The sequence below is a fragment of the Polaribacter sp. genome (assembly GCF_051251875.1).
In the GTDB taxonomy this organism is placed as follows: Bacteria; Bacteroidota; Bacteroidia; order Flavobacteriales; family Flavobacteriaceae; genus Polaribacter.
This window is the reverse complement of sequence record NZ_JBPOGL010000004.1, coordinates 135,571-157,621: the sequence shown is the minus strand read 5'-3', so window position 1 is coordinate 157,621 and position 22,051 is coordinate 135,571. Positions and strand designations below refer to the sequence as shown.

The 22,051-nt window shown below is 33.1% G+C and carries 9 protein-coding genes; all 9 read left to right on the top strand.

All coding sequences use genetic code 11. The annotated features are described in order from the left end of the window. Window positions 1-14: 14 nt before the first annotated feature. Entirely contained in the window at window positions 15-4,634 is a 4,620-nt protein-coding gene (locus tag ACSHW5_RS03565; protein ID WP_435674739.1) for a CBM96 family carbohydrate-binding protein, read from the top strand. A 33-nt stretch (window positions 4,635-4,667) separates the two neighbouring features. Continuing rightward, the gene (locus tag ACSHW5_RS03560; protein WP_435674738.1) at window positions 4,668-8,537 is read left to right on the top strand and encodes a CBM96 family carbohydrate-binding protein; all 3,870 of its coding nucleotides are present in this window, start codon (window positions 4,668-4,670) and stop codon (window positions 8,535-8,537) included. Window positions 8,538-8,715: 178 nt separating this feature from the next. After that, the gene (locus tag ACSHW5_RS03555; RefSeq protein ID WP_435674737.1) at window positions 8,716-10,122 is read left to right on the top strand and encodes a sulfatase family protein; all 1,407 of its coding nucleotides are present in this window, start codon (window positions 8,716-8,718) and stop codon (window positions 10,120-10,122) included. Between the two features lie 337 nt (window positions 10,123-10,459). Continuing rightward, complete coding sequence (locus ACSHW5_RS03550) at window positions 10,460-12,373, top strand: glycoside hydrolase family 97 catalytic domain-containing protein (RefSeq protein ID WP_435674736.1); 1,914 nt, start codon at window positions 10,460-10,462, stop codon at window positions 12,371-12,373. 72 nt (window positions 12,374-12,445) lie between these two features. After that, entirely contained in the window at window positions 12,446-13,987 is a 1,542-nt protein-coding gene (locus ACSHW5_RS03545; RefSeq protein ID WP_435674735.1) for a sulfatase family protein, read from the top strand. A gap of 16 nt (window positions 13,988-14,003) precedes the next feature. Further along, complete coding sequence (locus tag ACSHW5_RS03540; protein WP_435674734.1) at window positions 14,004-16,592, top strand: GH116 family glycosyl-hydrolase; 2,589 nt, start codon at window positions 14,004-14,006, stop codon at window positions 16,590-16,592. A gap of 5 nt (window positions 16,593-16,597) precedes the next feature. Further along, complete coding sequence (locus tag ACSHW5_RS03535; RefSeq protein ID WP_435674733.1) at window positions 16,598-19,153, top strand: GH116 family glycosyl-hydrolase; 2,556 nt, start codon at window positions 16,598-16,600, stop codon at window positions 19,151-19,153. Between the two features lie 10 nt (window positions 19,154-19,163). Then, entirely contained in the window at window positions 19,164-20,591 is a 1,428-nt protein-coding gene (locus ACSHW5_RS03530; protein WP_435674732.1) for a sulfatase-like hydrolase/transferase, read from the top strand. A 2-nt stretch (window positions 20,592-20,593) separates the two neighbouring features. Continuing rightward, the gene (locus tag ACSHW5_RS03525; RefSeq protein ID WP_435674731.1) at window positions 20,594-22,042 is read left to right on the top strand and encodes a sulfatase family protein; all 1,449 of its coding nucleotides are present in this window, start codon (window positions 20,594-20,596) and stop codon (window positions 22,040-22,042) included. Window positions 22,043-22,051: the final 9 nt, after the last annotated feature.

Below are 22,051 nucleotides of genomic sequence, written 5' to 3'. Positions count from 1 at the left end.
AAAGAATTACAATTATGAAAACAAACAAATTATGTTTTTTATTAATACTGTCTTTTTTCCATTGTGTAGTATATAGTCAAAATATAACATATAGTTATGCTTCTGGAGATACTCAAAATTCAATAAAAAACAATTTTTCAATACATATTGATGCTGCGTATCAATTAGACTTAGCATTGGAAAATGCAACAGATGCAACCTATCTTACAATTTCTCAAAACGGTACAGGCTATGATGTAACATTACAAAGTCGTGATACAGAAGAAAGCCATCATATTAGTATTGTTGGTAGTATAAAAGATACAGGAGGAAATGAAGTTAAAACCTATTCTGAAAAGTTTACAGTACAACAAGCAACCCCTTCTAGTTCAGAAAGTACAGCTTCTTGGATGTCTGGAAAATGGGGAGTACGATTTACAGTACAAGGAGGTTCTAAACTAGATGCAGCGGTTACAGCAGGAGCAAACTACTACAATGGAATAAAACAAATAGCAGACACTCTTAAAACTGTTGGTTATGTAATTTCTAACTTAACAAACAACGCTCACGGTTATCATTACACCTTAAGAAATCATCCTTATATTGATATTGCAAATGAAATACACCCAGATTTTGTTCCATCTCTAGAAAATGAACAAATTATTATTGATGCCTTACAAGCTTTTAAAGATAGTGGGAAAAAAGTAATTTTATACATTGCATCAGACGGACCTTCTGCTACTGGAGGTACACCTAACAATGCAGAATATAAAGCCGCATGGCAAGCATATTATAACACTAATTTTGATGGACAAGAAGGACCTGCTTGGAGAAAACTGGTTCAAGGATTTGTAGAAAGATTCAATGATTTAGGTTTGGTAGACGGTTTTTGGGTAGACCATGCTACGTCACTTCCAGGTGGCCCTACAAATTTTGTAAATATGTTAAAGGAGGTAAATCCAAATTTTGCAATTACAGTTAATTATGGAAAAAAATATTTTGACAAAACAGTAGGCTCAAATGGTACAAATATGGCCGCAAATCACAAAGTAGTTGATTTATGGCCTTCAGGTGGAACTTTTAATGATTTTACTGCAGGACATCCTACACCTCTTGCTACAGGTGCAGCTCCAAATTCTTGGGGATATGAAGAATTGACTTTAGAAGAAACTAAAAATTTGCCATGGGTAACATTTAATGATAAGAAAATAGTAAGACATTTTTGGACACCTATTAGACAAAACTGGACGAGTACAAATCCTTCGTTTCCTGTTTTATTTGAAGCTGAACAAGCATATAGATTTGTAAGATCTTTAACAGATGCTGGTGGGGCTCATTCTTGGGCAAATACAGTTTCTTCAGGGTCTATCACTCAGGAAGAATTTGAAATATTTAAGATAATAGATGCTCGTATGCAACAGTCTCAAAAGCCAGATTATGAAGCTTATGCAAGACCAATTGGAGCATATTTTAATGAGGAATATAGATTTGATGGTTCATTTAATACAAGTTATTGGAGTCATGATGCTAATTGGTCAAGCGGTCAAGTACCAACTTCAATAAGCGATGTAGTTATTAAAGCAGGAGATTCTGTTCTTGTAGCGTTAGATGGTAGTGTAAGAGATATTTTAATTGAAGAAGGAGCTAGTTTAAATGTTTCAAATCAAATTGATTTCCAAATTTTTGGTAAAGTCAGAGGAACCATTAATTATCTAGAATCTATACCAGTGCCATCAGAACCAGGAATTGTTTCTCAGTATCTTTTTGAGAATAATTTGAATGATGAAATAAGCGATAATCATGGAACTTTAGTTGGAGATCCAACTTATAATAATTCAGTTGTAAAAGAAGGAGACTATTCTTTATTGTTCGACGGAACAGATGATCAAATAAATTTAGTAGATCACATTAATGATTTTCCGAAAGAAGGTTCTGCTCGTACTATTATGGGCTGGTTTAATACAACATCAAGCACAGGAAGTATCTTTAATTATGGAACACAAGCAACAGGTGAACGTTTTCAAATTATTGGAAATCTTAATGAATTAAGTGTATCTGTAAATGGTCATAAATGGGGTAACAACAGTTTGTCCCTTTCTTCAGATTGGCATCATTTTGCTGTGGTTTTACCAGGTGTACAAACACCTATGTCTGATGATTTATTATTATATATAGATGGAGCATTAATTACATCAACTACACTTGCAGGAAATCCTAAAGATGTTATTACAGGAGATACTTTTGCAATTATAGGAGGAGGTTATAATGGATATTTAGACGATTTTAGAATTTATAATACGGCTTTAGAATCATCAAAAATTACCTCAATATTTACCGGTCCAATTTTAGTTTCTTCCATATCTTTTGAAGATGATTCAATAGAAGTTTTTGAGAACAATACCATTCAAATGGAAGTGTCTATTTTACCTGAAAATGCAGAAAACCAAAGTGTAACTTGGTCTGTTCAAAATGGTACAGGCTCAGCAACTATAGATGAATACGGAATATTAACTGGTATTACTATTGGTAAGGTAACAGTTTCCGCTACCTCAAATGATGGTTCTCAAGTAACCGCTGAAACCGAAGTTACCGTGAGTGAATTAAATCCGATTACTTCTATATCTGTACAAGGAATTGGAGGTATTACAGCTGTTGAACTTGGAGAAGAATTGCAAATGGAAGCATTTATTTCACCAGAAGATGCATCTATAAAAGAAGTTATATGGGAAGTAGAACCAGAAGGCGGAAACGGAATTATAGATGCAAACGGTGTATTTATAGGTAATAATGACGGTACAGTTTATATCCATGCAAATGCGGCAGATAATTCTGGAATATCAGGACTAGTATCTATTACCGTTGTTACAAAACCTCTGGTAAAATCTATTGAAATACAAGGTACTAACGGAATTAATGCTGTGCAAACAGGGGCTACTCTTCAAATGGAAGCATTTATATTACCTGAGAATGCTAACGACCCAAGTATTGTGTGGTCAGTTGAAGAAGGAACCGGTTCAGCAACAATAAATTCCGAAGGAATTTTAACAGGCCAAACACTAGGAACTGTTACCGTAAGAGCAACTGCTACTGATGGTTCTGCAATTTATGGAGAACAAGAAATTACTGTACAAGAAGATGCTATTGATACTGATGTAACTCTTTATACCACGGCAGATGCGTATGTATGGGATAGATTTCCAACAAATAATTATGGCGCAGTTAGATTAATAGTAAGAGACGATCCTGATGATCTTAATCGTGTTTCATTTGTAAAATTTGATGTAAGTACACTTTCATCTATAGAAACAGCTAAGTTCAGACTAACCTTAGAGCAAACCCCTGGAGATACTAGAAATTATGAAGCTTTCTTGGTTACAAATGATAACTGGACAGAAAACAATATTACTTGGAACAATACACCAAATAGTGGTGTTTCTTTAGGAACAGTAACTAATATTGGACAGATTATAGAATGGGAAATTACCAATACTGTACTATCAGAAATGTCTGGAGATGATGTTTTATCAATTAAAATTGTTGCAACAGATTTGAGTACTTCAAGTAATATTTATAGTAAAGAAACAGCTCTTTCTGACGCAGGTAAACCGCAATTATTTTGCACAACAATGGCCTCTTCTTCTACGCTTGTAACTTCAATTGAAGTTGATGGTGCAAACGGTGCTAGTACAGTTGAAACAGATGCTACACTTCAAATGGAAACTGTTGTATTACCAGCCGATGCAGATAACTCAAGTGTAACTTGGTCTGTTACAGACGGTTCTGGTTCAGCAACAATAAATACCACAGGATTGTTAACAGGTGTAACGGCTGGTACAGTTACAATTACAGCAACAGCTAACGATGGTTCTGGTGTTTTTGGAGAAAAAGAAATTACTATAGAAGAGGGTTCTACTAATGGACCAGCAACTATTTATACAATTGCAGATGCTTATGTATGGGACAGGTTTCCTACTTTAAATTATGGCGATGAAAAATTACTAGTTAGAGATGATCCTTCAGATTTGAATCGTCATTCATTTGTAAAATTTGATTTGAGCTCACTTTCTAATGTCATTACAGCTAAGTTTAGATTAACGTTGTTTACTGACCCAGGAACTACAAGAAATTATGAAGCTTTTCTAGTGAATAATGATAATTGGACAGAAAATGGTATTCATTGGGATAATGCGCCAACAAGTGGAACATCTTTAGGCACAGCTACTAACAGCGGACAGATTATAGAATGGGATATTACCGATGCTGTTCTTACGGAAATGGATGGTAATGATATTATATCAATTATGATTGTTGCTAAAGATTTGAGTATTACTAATAATATCTACAGTAAGGAAGCTGCGTTAATTGACGTTGATAAACCTAGAATAATAACCAATGAAATGACATTATCAACAGACAACAACCCTGTTGATATCAATAACATTGTTGTTTATCCTAACCCTGCAACAAGTCATGTTTATATAAACGGATTAGACAACACACAAACTCTTGTGTCTGTATATAACAACGTTGGGCAACTATTACAACAAGAAATGTACAAATCCAATATAGATTTGAGTGCATTAAAACCAGGGATTTATTATGTAAAAATCTTAAATCAACAAGAACAAAAAATACATAGGATTATTAAAAAATAATTGATTGAAATTGAACAAATAGCAAACTAAACCATGAAAAATAAAATAATAAAAAACAAGAATTTGACCCAGTTTTGGATACTGACTTTATTGCTTCTTCATACGGCAATTTTTAGTCAAACTGTTATAGAAACCTATGCTGATGGCGACACTCAAAATTCAATAAAAAATGATTTTTCAATTTCAGTTGATGGTTCATATCAATTAGATTTATCATTAGAAAATGCAACAGACGCAACTTATCTTACCCTTTCTCAAAACGGTACTGGCTATGATGTAGTATTGCAAAGTCGTGATACTGAAGAAAGTCATCATATAAGTATTATAGGAAGTATCAAAGATTTAAATGGTAATGAAGTTAAAACGTATTCTGAAAAATTTACAGTACAACAAGCAACACCTTCTAGTTCAGAAAGTTCTGCCTCTTGGATGTCTGGAAAATGGGGAGTAAGATTTGCAATACAAGGAGGTACTAAACTAGATGCAGCAGTTGCAGCAGGAGCAAACTATTACAATGGAATAAAACAAATAGCCGATACTTTAAAAACAGTGGGGTATGTAATTTCCAATTTAACCAACAATGCTCATGGATATCATTTTACTTTAAGAGATCATCCATACATAGACATTGCCAATGAGATTCACCCAGATTTTGTTCCTTCCAAAGAGAATGAACAAATTACTTTAGATGTTTTAAAGGCTATTAAAGACAGTGGTAAAAAAGTTATTTTATACATAGCATCAGATGGGCCTTCTGCTAGTGGTGGTACGCCAAACAATGCAGAATACAAAGCTGCTTGGGAAGCTTATTATAACGAGAATTTTAATGGTGAAGAGGCTACAGCATGGAAACACCTAGTGAAAGGATTTGTAGAAAGATTTAATGATTTAGGTTTGGTAGACGGTTTTTGGGTAGACCATGCAGTTGCGCTTCCTGGAGGACCTAGCAACTTTGTAAACATGTTAAGAGAAGTAAATCCTGATTTTGCAATTACCGTAAATTATGGAAAAAAATATTTTGACAAGACAGTAGCTTCAAACGGTATTGATATGCCTACAAATCATAAAGTGGTAAATTTATGGCCTACAGGTGGTGATTACAATGATTTTACCGCAGGTCACCCTACTCCACTTGCTACAGGAGCAGCTCCAAATTCTTGGGCGTATGAAGAATTAACTTTAGAAGAAACCAAAAATGCTCCTTGGGTAGCATTGAATGATAAAAAAATACTGAGACATTTTTGGACACCTGTACGTCAAAACTGGACAAGTCCAAACTCAGATAACTTTCCTGTTTTGTTTGATACAGAACAAGCTTACCGTTTTGTAAGAACCTTAACCGATGCTGGTGCAGCTCATAGTTTTGCCAACACAATTAGTTTGGGGTCAATTACACAAGAAGAATTTGAAATGTTTAAGGTTATTGATGCGCGCATGCAACAAGCGCAAAAACCAGATTACGAGCCATATACTAGACCAATAGGAGCTTATTTTAAACAAGAATACAGGTTTGATGGTTCTTTTAATACAAATTACTGGGACAACGCTGCAAATTGGTCAAGTGGTCAGTTACCATCATCAACATCAGATGTGGTTATCAAAGCAGGAGATTCTATTCTTGTAGCATCAGACTCAAGTGTTAGAGATCTTTTGATAGAAGAAGGTGCTAGTTTAAATGTTTCAAAAGAAATTAATTTTCAAATTTATGGTAATGTAAGAGGTACAATTAACTATCTAGAATCTATAGCTCCAGCTCCAGTACCAGGAATTGTTTCTCAATATCTTTTTGAAAATAATTTGAATGATGAAATTGGAGACAATCATGGAACTTTAGTTGGTGAACCAACTTTTGTTAATTCAGGTGTAAAAGAAGGAGACTATTCATTGTTATTAGATGGAGATAATGATCAAATCGATTTAATAAATCATGTTGAAGATTTCCCAAAAGGAGGAGCTGCACGTACAATTACAGGGTGGTTTAACACAACATCTACAACAGGAAGTATCTTTAATTATGGTACAGAAGCAACAGGTGAACGTTTTGAAATTATAGGAAACCTTAATGAGTTTAGCGTGGCTGTGAGTGGTTTTAAATGGGGAGTAGATAATTTATCACTTTCTTCAGATTGGCATCATTTTGCAGTGGTTTTACCAAGTATAGCAGATCCGCAATCAGATGATTTATTATTATATCTAGATGGTGAATTAATTACGGCTGCAAGACTTGCAGGAGCTGTAAGAAGTATTAATACCGGCGATAGCTTTGCTGTTATAGGTGCTGCATACAATGGTACTTTAGATGATTTTAGAATTTACAATACAGCTTTAGATGCTTCAGAAATATATACAGTAATACATGGTCCTATATTGGTTAGTTCCTTGTCTTTTGAAGATGATTTAGTGGTTTATGAGAACAATTCAATTCAAATGACAGTCTCTGTTTTACCAGAAGATACAGCTGATAAAAGTGTTTCTTGGTCAGTAGCAAATGGTTCTGGATCTGCAACTATAGATGATAATGGCCTGTTAACAGGAACTGCTATTGGAACTGTAACCGTTACTGCAACTGCTAAAGACGGTTCAGAAGTTACTTCTCAAACAGAAGTTACCGTTAGTGCAATAAATCCTGTTACTTCTATAACGGTTCAAGGAATAGGAGGAATTACAACTATTGAAGTAGGAACAGAATTGCAAATGGAAGCATTTATTTTACCAGAAGATGCCTCTATAAAAAATGTGGTTTGGTCATTAGATCCAGTAGGAGGTTTAGGTACTATTGATGAAAACGGTGTGTTTGTAGGAGATAATGATGGTGCTGTTACTATATATGCAACAGCAACAGACAATTCAGGAATTTCAGGAGTGGTCTCTATTCAGGTAGTTACGCATCCGCTTGTACAATCCATTGATGTGTATGGCTTAAATGGAGTTAATGCAATTCAATTAGGAACAACTTTCCCAATGAAAGTATCAGTATTACCTGCGGATGCTGATGATGCTAGTGTTACTTGGTCTGTGATTGATGGAACAGGTTCTGCATCTATTACAACTGAAGGATATTTAACAGGAAATGCTTTAGGAACAGTTACAGTAAAAGCAACAGCTGTTGATGGCTCTGCAGTTTACGGTCAACTAGAAATGACTGTTCAAGAAGATGCAATAGATACTGATGTAACCATTTATCTAACAGAAGATGCTTATACATGGGATAGATTTGCTACAAAAAATTATGGCGGAGTAAAATTAATTGTTAGAGATGACCCTGCAGATTTAAATCGTCATTCCTATGTGAAATTCGATTTAAGCATGCTTTCAGATGTAGAAACAGCTAAATTTAGACTTACTTTAGATGAAGCCACAGAAGATACTAGAAGTTTTGAAGCTTTCTTGGTTGATGATAGCTGGACAGAGAATACTATTACATGGAATAATGCCCCTACAAATGGCGTTTCTTTAGGTGTAGTTTCTAATTCTGGGCAACTAATTGAATGGGATGTTACAAGTACAGTCCTTTCACAAATGCAAGAAAATGAATGGTTGTCTATTAAAGTTATTTCTAAAGATATGGAAATCACTAATGGTATTTATAGTAAAGAAGTAGCAGTTACAGATATTGATAAACCAAGAATAGTAATTACATCTACTGGTGAAACATTATCTATTAATGATGCTATAAATACTTCTAACTTGTCAGTATATCCTAACCCAACAACGGGTAAAGTAAATATACAAGGTTTAAAGAATGAAGACACAACAATATACATCTATAATAATTTAGGACAATTGTTACAACATGAAAAATACAATTCAAATATTAACATGAGTTCTTTTAAAGCTGGAATTTACTTTATGAAAATTTTAAGCGCTCACGAACAAAAAACAATTCGTATCATTAAAAAATAGCTTTTATAAAACCTGTATTTTATGATGCAGGTTTTATTTGATATTTTTTTTTACATAAATTTTTGCAAAATACTTTTTTAGTATCAATATGTCAATTGACAGCTAAGAGACAAAATTTAGGATTATAGAGCATAGAAGAAAAAATAAAAATTTGAATCCTTTTATAAAAATATACATCATGAAAATTATTAAATTAATTACACTCTTTTTCATCGTAACGCTAGCTTTTCAAAGTTGCAAGAATAAAAAAGAAACCAAAACAGTGGCTGAAACCACAAAAACCACTTCAAAAAAACAGCCAAATATCATTTTTATTTTTGCTGATGATTGGGGTTATGGCGATTTAGGAATCCACGGCAGTTCGTTTTGCGACACCCCCAATTTAGATAAAATGGCTGCCGATGGATTAGATTTTCAAAATTTTTCTGTGGTAAATCCTGTGTGTTCGCCAAGTAGAGTTGGCATGGTTACAGGCCAATTTCCAGCAAGACAATCTGTTCATGGGCATTTTGCCTCTGTAGCATCTCATGCCAAAAGAAACATGCCAGATTGGTTAGATACCAACGCACCAATGTTGCCACGTATGCTAAAGACCGCTGGTTATACAACCGCTCATTTTGGTAAATGGCACCTTACAAATACACATGTAGAAGACGCTCCTACTCCATTAGAATATGGGTATGATGAGTATGGTGCATTTAATATTGCTGGTAGATTACATCAAATGCAAGTAGACTCAACATTACATAAAACAATAGATTTTGCAAAACGCAATAAAGACAAACCGTTTTTTATAAATGCTTGGATTCACGCAACACATACACCACATTATCCAAAAACAAAATATATGGATAAATATGCACATTTAGATGATCAAAAACAAGTTTATGCTGCTGTTGTTGCTGAGTACGATGCACGAATAGGAGAACTTTTTGCTACTTTAAAAGAATTGGGAATAGATGATAATACCCTAGTTTTATTTTCTTCTGATAACGGTCCAGAAATAACAGGTACCAAAAAGATGACAGAAGATAATTCTACAGGACCTGGTATGGGAGAGTATTATTCAGTTGGTGAAGATGGTGGACTTAAAGGGCGCAAGCGTTCTTTATTTGCAGGTGGCGTTCGTATTCCTTTTATTGTGCGTTGGCCAGGTCAAGTGCCTGCAGGAAAAGTGGATAAAACAACTCAAATGTCGGCAGTAGATTTATTACCCACTTTTATGGAGTTAGCTGGCGCACATTATCCTGAAGGTTACAAACCAGATGGTGAAAGCATTGTTGCAGCTATAAAAGGAGAAAAATACAATCGTGAAAAACCTATTTATTGGGATTGGCGTTTTTCTAGTAAGCGTCCATATTTTTGGCCAAGTGCAGGAATACAAGATCAAAACTGGAAATTGTTGATTAATAAAAAAATGAATCGCACAGAATTATACGACATCAGTAAAGATTGGACTGAACAAAATGATGTGTCTGTTGATCATCCAGAGAAAGTAAAAGCTTTAATAGAAAAATTAGAATTGTTTCAGAAGACCTTACCAAAAAATCCACCAGCAAATACCTTTTCTAAAGAAAGAGAATAAAGATACTTATTTGAGTTAAGTTAATGTGTTTTCTAAGTAATGGTCTTTTGTGGATATTAGGCCATTACTTTTAAACTTTCCAACTGTTACAGACTATTAATTAGATTGATATTATCTAAAAATTTAGAATAGAAAAGATATATATACATTATTTTTAATGCTATTTATTTTTCGATTATTGCAACACAAATTAATGTTCAAAACAACATTGAACAATGGCAAGTTTTAAAAACGTATTACACGTAGCATTAAAACTATCAAGATTAGAGTTGAAAGGTGCTAATACCTTCAAATTTAAAAAAGGAACTGTCTTAACACGTAAATTATCATAATAGTTATGCCCTACTTAAAAATTGAGCTAAAAAAAATAATAGGATTTGTCTGTATCATGTTGCTCTTTTTTAGCTGCAATAATCATTTTATTCAAACGGAAATAATATCACCTAATGGTATAATTAAAATCGTTTTAGAAAATGAAAATAAGGTATTTACTTATCGGGTTTTAGAAAATGAAAAAGAAATTATTTCAAATTCTGAAATTTCAATGCTACAAGGATTAAAAGTAGATGTTTTAAAAACTAAAGCAAAAGAAGCCAATAAAACTTGGAATCCGGTTTGGGGACAGTTTAGTGAAATTAAAAATAATTATAACGAATTAGAAGTAGCTTTAAGCTACCAAGGCACGTCTGCAACTCTTTTTGTAAGAATGTATGATAACGGTGTAGCTTTTCGATTTAAGATGAATGAGGTTTCAAATAATTTGAATCCTTCATTTTTTATGGAATATGGATTGGCCGAAACTAGCAAACTGTTTTCTCCTGCTGGTATAAAAAACCCTATTGAACCTATAGCTATTGCTGATTTAAATAAGTTGAACCCTCTAAAGGATCAATTAAAAATGCCATTGGTTATTGAAAATAAGGAACACAAATTTTTGTCGCTTTTAGAATCAGATTTGGTAAGTGCACCAGGCTTTAATGTTATCAATTTTAAATTTGATACAGAGAGAAATAAATTAACATCAAAAAATGATTTTATTTCTGAGGAAAAGAATTTAATAACTCCATGGAGAATTATACTTCTTGGAGATAAAATAGGAAATTTATTGACCAATACAGTGCCCTTAAATGTAGCTGCTCCTAACAAAATTGAAAATCCATCTTGGATTAAACCTGGTAAAACGCTTTGGGATTGGAGAGTACATGGGTACACAGCAGAAGACGGATTTAAATACGGTATTAACAACGAAAGTTATTATCGTTTTATAGATTTTGCTGCTGAAAATAATATTGAATATTTCATGATAGATGATGCTTGGTACACCGATGTAAAACCTGGTTACATGGAAATGTCAGATAAATTAGATTTAGATAAAGTTACTAAGTACGCTAAAAAAAAGGGTGTTTCATTGCTTTTATATTATGATAGAAGACAAGGAGATTATGGCGATAAAGCTCTGTTTCCATATTATAAATCTCTAGAAATGAAAGGGATAAAATATGGATTTATGGGTGAAAAGGTACCTTTTACTAGAGAAGCAATTCAAACGAGTGCAGATAATAATTTATTGATTGATTTTCATGATAGTCCTGTGCCTTTTACCGGAGTAACTAGAACCTACCCAAACGCCATTACTAGAGAATATTGCCATGCACAACAAGATTCTAGAAGTGCTTTTACACCTAAAACCTTTATTAGAATGGCACTAATTAATGCAATTCAAGGTCCTTTAGATATGAATAATGGAATTTTCGATATTTCTGGAGTGAATGCTGGTACTAGAGAAAAAGGACCTAGAAAGTTAAATTCATTAAACACAACTGTTGCTGCAGAAGCTGCACGTACACTTATTATTTTTAGCGGTTTAGTTTGTATTCCTGATCCACCAGAAGCTTATGCAGCAAAATCAGATTTGTTTGAGTTTATTAAAGAATTACCTATTGGTAAATGGGATGAAACAAAAGTTTTACAAGCTAAAATGGATAAGTATATTAGCACTGCAAGACGAAATGGTGAAAATTGGTATATTGGTTCTGTTCATGCAGATGGAGGAACTTTAGAGATTGCTTTAGATTTTCTTAAAGAAAATAAACCCTACAAAATCACCTATTATGAAGATGCTGAAAATACAGATAGTAAAACAAACCCAGAAGCATACATAGTAAGATCATCAACCGTAAAAAAAGGAGCTATTGTAAAAGCGAATATGGTTGCAGGAGGTGGTCATTGTATGTGGATAAGACCTAATTAGCATTAAAAAATCATTCAGGGTTATACAATCAATAAAAAATATTAGAGAGATAACAGAAATAAACATATAATAATGAAATACATAATAACAGCTTTTTTATCATTAACATTACTAGGAACTCAATCACAAAATAAAAAACCAAATATTGTTTACATATTAGCAGATGATTTAGGCTATGGAGATGTAAAATGTTTTAATCCTAATGGGAAAATTCCAACACCCAATATGGATAAAATGGCGGCGAATGGTATTAAGTTTACAGATGCTCATACCTCATCTTCTGTATGTACACCAACACGTTACGGAATTATAACAGGGCGTTATAATTGGAGAACTTCTTTAAAAAGTTTTGTCTTAGGAGGATATTCAAAATCGTTGATAAAAAAAGAAAGAACTACCGTTGCCAATCTATTAAAAACGCAAGGGTATTCTACTGCTTATATTGGTAAATGGCATTTAGGTTGGGACTGGAAAATCATCAATAAAGGAAAGAAAGTCAATCTAAATAAATTAAAGGCAAAGCCTAAGGTAGATTTTACAGCACCTATTCAAAATGGACCTTCTACTCATGGTTTCGATTATTCTTTTGGTTTTTGTGGTTCGCTTGACATGGCACCCTATGTTTATGTAGAGAATGATAAGCCAACTCAAGTTCCTACTAAAACAACCGTTTCTGTTGATGAAAAAGGAATCTGGAGAAAAGGGCTAACTTCTGATGATTTTAACCATACCAATGTTCTTCAAGATTTAACAGATAGAGCTGTAAATTATATTAAAAAGCAAGCCAATGAAAAAGAACCTTTCTTTTTATATTTTCCGTTGCCAGCACCACATACACCTATTTTACCAACTACAGAGTTTTTAGGAAAAAGTAATACCAATATGTATGGAGATTTTGTTATGCAGGTAGATGATGTGCTTCGTCAAATTAGAGAGACTTTAAAAAAACAAGGAATTTCAGAAAATACTTTAGTTGTGTTTACAAGTGATAATGGTTGTTCTCCTAAGGCAGATTTTGAAGAGCTAGCCAAAGTGAATCATGATCCAAGTTATTTATTTAGAGGAACCAAATCAGATATTTTTGAAGGAGGACATAGAGTGCCATTTATAGTAGAATGGCCAGCAAAAGCCTTAAAAAATGCAACGTCAAACAAAGCTATTTGCACTACGGATTTTTTTGCAACCTGTGCAGAGTTAAGCGGTTATAATACCAAAGATACTGAAGGCGAAGATAGTTACAGCATGTTGCCATTAATCACTGGAAAAAAGGATATCGAAATTAGAGATTATACGGTACATCATTCTGTAAATGGATCTTTTGCTATAAGAAAAGGAGATTGGAAATTAATTATTTGTCCAGATTCTGGAGGATGGAGTTCCCCAACATCAAACGATGTAAAAAAGAAAAAAATGGATTTTCCTGATTTGCAATTATATAATTTAAAGGATGATATAGGAGAAACCAAAAATTTAATTGCAGAATTTCCTGAAAAAGCTGCGGAATTAAAAGCCGCACTTAAAAAGATTATTTTAGATGGAAGAAGTACACCTGGAGCAATTCAAAAAAATGAAGGTATGAATGGTTGGAAGCAAATTGAAGCAATTATTAATTGATTAAGAATCAAAAACAATGAAAACTATTAAACAATATATTGGTATATTTTTACTTTTGAATTCAATCTTTGTATTAACTGCCCAAGAAAAAAGTGGTGATTGGCCTGTGTTAAAAACGTATGACCAAGATCATATTCAAAAAATTAAAATGCCAGTTGGCGGCATTGGAACAGGAACAATTTCCTTAACAGGTAGAGGTTCATTAGAAGATTGGGAAATTATGAATCGCCCTGCAAAAGGCTTTAATCCTACTCTAGAAAATTGGGGACCTGCAAAAGTAAAAGGACCTTTTTTTGTCATTTTTATGGAAGATAAAAATGGAGAAAAACAAACTCGTTTATTGGAAGGTACACCAGATGAATCTTATTATGAAGGTGCATGGGGAGCAACCTCAAATAACCATGGTTTGCCACGTTTTGGTAAGGCAGAATTTAAAACTGCTTATCCATTTGGTCAAACTTTTTTAAGTGATAAAAATCTTCCTGTAGAAGTTGTTGTTGGTGCTTTTAATCCTTTGATTCCTGGTAAAGTTGATGAAAGCAGTATTCCAATGGTAATTTTAAATTACAAGGTAAAGAATACCAGTAATAAAGATATTAAAATAGCACTTGCAGGTACAATTCAAAACTTTATAGGTTTTGATGGTGTAAGAGGAAAAGCTATCAAAAATGCAAATACTATTGTTGAAAAAAATGGCGTAAAAGGAATTCATTATACAAGCAATGGCGTAGATCCTAAAAGTGAACAATGGGGTACAATGAGTTTTGTTTCTTTAAATGATGGGGAAACAAGCTATAGAACTGCATGGCAACCTAAAACCAGTAGATGGGACAAAAAAAGATTGGATTTTTGGGATGATTTTAGTGCTGATGGGGTTTTAGAAAAAAGAGAAAATAAAAAAGCCAATGCGCCTATGGGATCCTTGGCTGTGAAAACTACTTTAAAGGCTGGAGAAGAAAAGAATTTTAAATTTTTAATCAGTTGGCATTTTCCAAACAGACAAACTTGGGACAAACCAGGGTTTCAAAAGTTAATAAAAGCGACAGTAGGAAATTATTATACAACTAAGTATAAAGATTCTTGGGACGTGATTTCTAAAACCTTACCAAGATTAGAGGTATTAGAAAAAGAAACAAAATCTTTCGTTACTACTTTTATTGAAAGTGATATTGCAGAAGAAGTAAAAGAAGCTGCATTATTTAATTTGGCTCATTTAAGAACACAATTGGCTTTTCGAATTAAAAGTGGACACTTATTAGGTTGGGAAGGTTTGTTTGATACACGTGGTTCTTGTTTTGGTTCTTGTACACATGTTTGGAACTATGAGCAAACATTGGCGTTTTTATTCGGAGAATTATCTAAAACAATGCGTGATGTAGAATATGGATATGCAACAGATGATGATGGATTGATGAGTTTTAGAGTGTATTTACCACTTTCTGAAGGACAAAAATGGGGAAAAGCTGCTGCAGATGGACAAATGGGAAGTATCATGAAATTTTATCGAGACTGGCAATTATCTGGTGATGATGCCTTTTTAAAACAACATTGGGCAAAAGTAAAAAAATCACTAGAATTTTGCTGGATTCCTGGAGGTTGGGATGCCGACAAAAACGGAGTTATGGAAGGTTCTCAACACAATACAATGGATGTAGAGTATTTTGGACCTAATCCTCAAATGGGATTTTGGTATTTAGGGGCATTAAAAGCATCAGCAGAAATGGCAAATTATGTAGGTGATCAAAAATTTGCAAAAACTTGTAAAAACCTATACAATCAAGGGTCTACTTGGATGGATGAAAATTTGTTCAATGGCGAATATTATGTGCAACATATTCAACCACCAATGTCTAGAGATAATGTAGCTCCTAGTTTGATGGATGTTGCTACTAAAAAAGGAGAAACTGACTTAACATCTCCAGATTTTCAATTAGGAAATGGCGTTTTAGTAGATCAATTAGTAGGACAGGTTTTTTCGCACATTGTAGGTTTAGGGTATTTAGGAAAAGAAGAAAATATTAAAAAAACGATGAAGTCTATTAAGAAATATAATTATGTTGATAATATGGCTTCTCATGCCAATTTTCATAGATCTTATGCTTTGGGAGATGAATCAGCATTATTGATGGCTGCGTATCCAAATGGAAGACCAGAAAAACCATTTCCTTATTATACAGAAGTAATGACTGGTTTTGAGTACACTGCAGCTATTGGGATGTTACAAGAAGGACTAACTGAAGACGGATTATTATGTATTAGAAATATTAGAGCACGTTACGATGGCAAAAAAAGAAGTCCTTTTAATGAAGCCGAAGCTGGGCATCATTATGCAAGAAGTATGATGGCTTGGGCAGGAATTTTAGCAACCACAGAATTTCATTATTCTGCTGTAGAAAAATCAATGAGTTTTACGTCTAAACCAGGGACTTATTTTTGGAGCAATGGCTATAGTTATGGAACTTGTTTGGTACAAAATAAACAAGCAGAACTTACCGTAATTTCAGGATTTTTAGAGTTGAATCGTTTTACCTTAAAAGGTATAGGATCAAAAAAGTTAAAAGGAAAAAAGGTTCTTTCAAACGAAAAATTAATTATTAAATTATAAGATTTATGAAGACTTCATTAAAATTAATAAACTCATTTATCTTGTTGTTTTTAATGGTTGGAATAGCAAATTCTCAAACCAAAAATGATGATTGGCCAGTACTTAAAAGGTACGATCAAAACCACCTAGATAGAATAGCAATGCCTGTTGGAGGAATTGGAACAGGAACCATTTCACTTACAGGACGTGGTGCATTAGAAGATTGGGAAATTATGAGTCGTCCTGCAAAAGGATACAACCCTATTTATGCAGGAGTGGCAGTTATAAATCGTGCGCCATTTTTTTCAATTTATATTAAGGAAAATCAAAAAGAAGCACAAGCATTACTTTTAGAAGGTCCAGTTCCTGTAAAATACGATGAAGGTTATTATGGATCAAAAGCGCCAAATCACGGATTACCTCGTTTTGATAAAGCTAGTTTTCAAACAGCGTATCCTTTTGGACAAGTTTTATTGAGTGATTCTAAAGTTCCTGTAGAAGTAACTGTAGGTGCATTTAATCCTTTAATTCCAGGAAACACAGAAGATAGTAGTCTTCCAATGGCAATATTGAGTTATAAAGTTAAAAATACCAGTAACAAGGCAATTACAATTTCTATAGCAGGTAACATTCCTAATTTTATAGGTTTTGATGGTAAAGAAGGGAAAGCTTATAAAAACACAAATACCTATAAAGAAGAAAATGGTTTTAAAGGAATACACTTTACAGCGAATGAAAAAATTGACAAAGAGAGTGCTCAATGGGGTTCGTTTAGTTTAGCTACAAATAATCAAGGTGAAATTTCTCACAGAACTGCATGGAAACCCGGAGATTGGGGTAACAGTACACTTGAATTCTGGGATGATTATACTGATGATGGATTGTTAGAAGAACGTGTTTCTGTACAAAAAAACAATATGGGTTCTTTAGCAGTTAAAACAACTTTAGCGCCAAATGAAGAAAAAGATATTCGTTTTTTTATTACTTGGAATTTCCCAAATCGTCTTGGTTTTCAAGAAAAAGCAAATGTAGGTAACTATTATGCTACTCAATTTAAAGATTCTTGGGAAGTAGCACAAAAACATATTGCTAGAATTCCTGAATTAGAAAATCAAACAAAAACATTTGTGGATGCTTTTATCCAAAGTGATTTTCCTGAAGTGATAAAAGAAGCTGCTTTGTTCAATTTAGCGCATTTTAGAACACAACTCGCATTTAAAACCAAATCTGGTTATTATTTAGGTTGGGAAGGTATTAAGGATAATGAAGGAAGTGGGTCTGGAATGTGTACCCATGTTTGGAATTATGAACAAACCATTCCGTTTTTATTTGGTGATGTTGCCCAAAATATGCGCGAAGTAGAATTTGGATATGGAACAGATGAAAATGGATTAATGTCTTACAGAATTCACTTGCCTTTAGCTACTAAATCAACCAGTTTTGGGTTGGCAGCTGCTGATGGACAAATGGGTAGTATTATGAAATATTATCGTGAATGGCAACTTTCTGGTGATGATGAATTCCTAAAAAAGAATTGGAAAAATGTTAAAAAAGCACTAGAATTTTGTTGGATTAAAAACGGTTGGGATGCTAATAAAGATGGTGTTATGGAAGGCAGTCAACACAATACTATGGATGTAGAATATTATGGGCCAAATCCGCAAATGGGTTTATGGTACTTAGGTGCTTTGCGTGCAACTGAAGAAATGGCGAACTATTTAGGCGAAAAAAAGTTTGCGAATACTTGTAGAACTTTATATAAAAATGGTTCTAGTTGGATGGATAAAAACTTGTTTAATGGTGAATATTATGTTCAAAAAATAGTTCCGCCAATGCATTTGGATAGCATTGCAAAAGGACTAATTCGTGTAAAAAGAAGATTGGTTGCAGATGATCCTCAATATCAATTAGGAGAAGGTGTACTTATAGATCAATTAGTAGGTCAAGTGATGGCGCATATTTTAGATTTAGGCTATTTGGTAAATAAAGACAACATCAAAAAAACAAACAATGCAATCTTAAAATACAATTACAGAGAAAATTTAATGAAGCATCCAAATTTTATGAGATCCTATGCTTATGGAAATGAATCAGCATTGTTAATGGCTGCATATCCTAATAAAAGACCAAAACAACCATTTCCTTATTTTACTGAGGTAATGACAGGTTTTGAGCATACTGCAGCAGTTGGAATGTTGTATGAAGGTCAGGAAAAAGAAGGATTAAAAACCATTCAAGATGTTAGAAATCGTTATGATGGTAAAAAACGAAATCCTTTTAATGAGGCAGAATATGGACATCATTATGCAAGAAGTATGATGGCTTGGGGAGGTGTTTTGGCAACTTCTGGGTTTCATTATTCAGCAGTAGAAAAGTCTATGCGTTTTACCTCAAAAACAGGAACTTATTTCTGGAGTAATGGGTACAGTTGGGGCACTTGTGAGGTTAAGAAAAAGGCTGTTGTTTTAACTGTTCTTTCAGGAAAATTAGAATTAAATAGGTTTTCATTGGAAGGTGTTGGCACAAAAAAACTAAAAAATAAAATAATAGATAGTTCTAAATCATTACAAATAAAATTATAAAAGAAAAACGATGAAGTTCATTTTAATAGCAGGTTATATTTTTTTAATAAGTTCTTGCAATGCTTTTCAAAAGAAGGAAGTAGTAAAACCCAATGTTATTTTAATTTTTGCAGACGATTTGGGCTATAGTGATATCAGTTCTTATGGATCTAAAAATGTAAAAACACCAAATTTAGATCAGTTAGCTAACCAAGGTTTACGTTTTACAAATTATCATACAGGTGCTTCTATTTGTTCACCTTCTAGAGCTGCTTTGTTAACAGGAGCTTATCCACAAAGAACAGGTTTATATTTGGGGATTAATCCAAAGCGTGATGCCCATTGGTTTTTAGGATTAAATCCTGATGAAATTATCATTCCAGAACAATTCAAAAAACAAGATTATGCAACCTTTATGGTTGGTAAATGGCATTTAGGAACAGAAGAAAAGTTTTCATATTTCAATCAAGGATTTGATGATTATTATGGAATGCCTTGTAATTATCACCATAGTAAACAATTTTTTGATGGTAAAAAGTTGGTTTATGAAGTGACTCCTCTTGACAAATTAACAAGTCTTTACACAGAAAAAATCACACATTATATTGAAGAAAGTTCAGAAAAACCCTTCTTTTTATTCTATTCACACAATTATCCACACACGCCATTTAAAGCAGGAAAAAAATTTGTTGGTTCTTCAAAAGATGGTGTAAGAGGTGATGTTATTCAGGAGTTTGATTGGAGTATTGGTGAGATTGTAAAATCATTAGAAAAATCAGGGAAATTAGACAATACCATCATTATTTTTACATCCGATAATGGCCCATTAAAAAACGAATATGCGAAACCTTACAGAGGCACAAAATTTGTTTCTCTTGAAGGAGGACATAAAGTTCCTTTTATCATTTCTTGGCCAAAAGGGATTGAAAAAAGTGCAATTTTAGATACACCCATATTTGCTATGGATGTTTTTCCAACACTTTCTAAAATAATTGGAGCAGACATTCCTAAAGACAGAGTTTATGATGGAGTAAGTATTTTACCTCTTTTAAAAAATGAGGTTATTAAAAGAGATTCAGAAATCTACTATTATTACAATTGCGAAAATTTACAAGCGGTTTCTTACCAAAACTGGAAATTACATTTACCTCGTTCCGCAGAACAAATTCCTTTTTGGGACAAAAGTAAAACAGAATTTATTGATATAGAATGTCCTGTATTATACAATCTTTCAAATGATATTTCAGAATCGAAAGATGTATCAAAAGAACATCCTAAAATTGTTCGAAAATTATTAAGGATCGCAAAAAATGCGCGTAAAGAATTAGGAGAATTTAATAAAAGAGGAAAAGGGCAACGTTCTACAGGAACTTTATTTCCAGAAGTTCCAATAATAAGCCACCCAAGAGATTGGGAGAATTTACCAGAAAGTATAAAAGAAAAAACGAAAAGAGATTAACTATGGTTTTTATAAATAAAAATATTTTTATTAGAATGCTCAAATGGAGTATTATTTCTTTGCTATTTAGTAGTTGTACATCAAAATTAGAGGCTCAAGAAAAACCCAACATCATCATTCTTTTTGCTGATGATTTAGGTTATGGAGATTTAAGTTGTTATGGTGCACAAGATGTAAATACACCCAATATTGATGAATTGGCAAATCAAGGAATAAGGTTTACCGATTTTCAAGTTCCATCATCAGTTTGTAGTCCTTCTAGAGCTGCATTATTAACAGGACGTTATCCAATGAGAAATGGATTTCCTGTAGCACAACATAATGGAGAAAAACATAAAAATTACGGTTTACATTCTGATGAAATTACCATTGCAGATTTACTTTTAAAACAACAATATGCAACTATGGCAATAGGAAAATGGCATTTAGGTTTTAATACAGGCACACAGCCTTTGGATAAAGGTTTTCAACAGTTTTATGGATTGAAATCTAATTGGTCTAAAAAAAATCCAGAATCAATGCAATTGTATAATAATAGAGAAATTGTTCAAAAAAATGTTCCTTATGAATCTCTAATAAAAAATTATACTCTAAAAGCTATTGAGTTTATAGAAACCAACAAAAAAAATCCGTTTTTTTTGTATCTAGCTTATAATTCTGTTCATTCACCAATAATTGTAAATAAGGAATTTATTGGCACATCTAAAGGAAGTTTGTATGGAGATTATGTTCAGGAATTAGATCATTTTGTTGGGAAACTAACAACTGCTCTTTCAAAAAATAAATTAGATGAAAACACTATTGTAATCTTTTTGTCAGATAATGGACCAGCTTTATGTTATTTTGGAGGCTCTGCAGGCCCTTTAAACGGAGGAAAATATACAACTATGGAAGGCGGTTTTCGTATTCCAGCCATTATCAAATGGAAAGGAAAATTTGCTATAGGAGTAAATGATACTTTTTTGTCTTCAATGGATTTATTACCAACCATAGCCACCTTAGCAGGGGCAGAAATACCAAAAGACAGAGTTATAGATGGAAAAAATATCACTGCTATTTTAGAACAAGGAAAAGGAAAATCTCCACATAAATTTGCATATTATTATAATGGTGCAAACCTACAAGCAGTAAGAAAAGGTAAATGGAAATTACACTTGCCAAGAACCTTAGAAGATCAACCTTTTTGGTCTAAAAAAATGATGGGTAAACCTTTTGGAGGGAAAAATCTTAAAAATATTTCCTGTAAAGGCTTAGAAGTATTAACACGTCCACTTTTATTTAATTTAGATACAGATATGGGAGAATTGACAGATATTTCCAAAAAACATCCTGATGTTGTAAAAGAGCTATTGCTAGAATCAGAAAGAATAAAAAAAGAATTGGGTGATGTAAATATTGTAGGCACAGATCAAAGACTACCACCTTTTAATAATATTCAAGTTAAAAACTAAAAAAATGTA

What these genes read in the sequence shown, in the direction of transcription:
- ACSHW5_RS03535 (WP_435674733.1), top strand. Translation starts at nt 16,598, where the DNA reads ATGAAGACTTCATTAAAATTAATAAACTCATTTATCTTGTTGTTTTTA.
- ACSHW5_RS03550 (WP_435674736.1), top strand. Translation starts at nt 10,460, where the DNA reads ATGCCCTACTTAAAAATTGAGCTAAAAAAAATAATAGGATTTGTCTGT.
- ACSHW5_RS03525 (WP_435674731.1), top strand. Translation starts at nt 20,594, where the DNA reads ATGGTTTTTATAAATAAAAATATTTTTATTAGAATGCTCAAATGGAGT.
- ACSHW5_RS03555 (WP_435674737.1), top strand. Translation starts at nt 8,716, where the DNA reads ATGAAAATTATTAAATTAATTACACTCTTTTTCATCGTAACGCTAGCT.
- ACSHW5_RS03565 (WP_435674739.1), top strand. Translation starts at nt 15, where the DNA reads ATGAAAACAAACAAATTATGTTTTTTATTAATACTGTCTTTTTTCCAT.
- ACSHW5_RS03545 (WP_435674735.1), top strand. Translation starts at nt 12,446, where the DNA reads ATGAAATACATAATAACAGCTTTTTTATCATTAACATTACTAGGAACT.
- ACSHW5_RS03530 (WP_435674732.1), top strand. Translation starts at nt 19,164, where the DNA reads ATGAAGTTCATTTTAATAGCAGGTTATATTTTTTTAATAAGTTCTTGC.
- ACSHW5_RS03540 (WP_435674734.1), top strand. Translation starts at nt 14,004, where the DNA reads ATGAAAACTATTAAACAATATATTGGTATATTTTTACTTTTGAATTCA.
- ACSHW5_RS03560 (WP_435674738.1), top strand. Translation starts at nt 4,668, where the DNA reads ATGAAAAATAAAATAATAAAAAACAAGAATTTGACCCAGTTTTGGATA.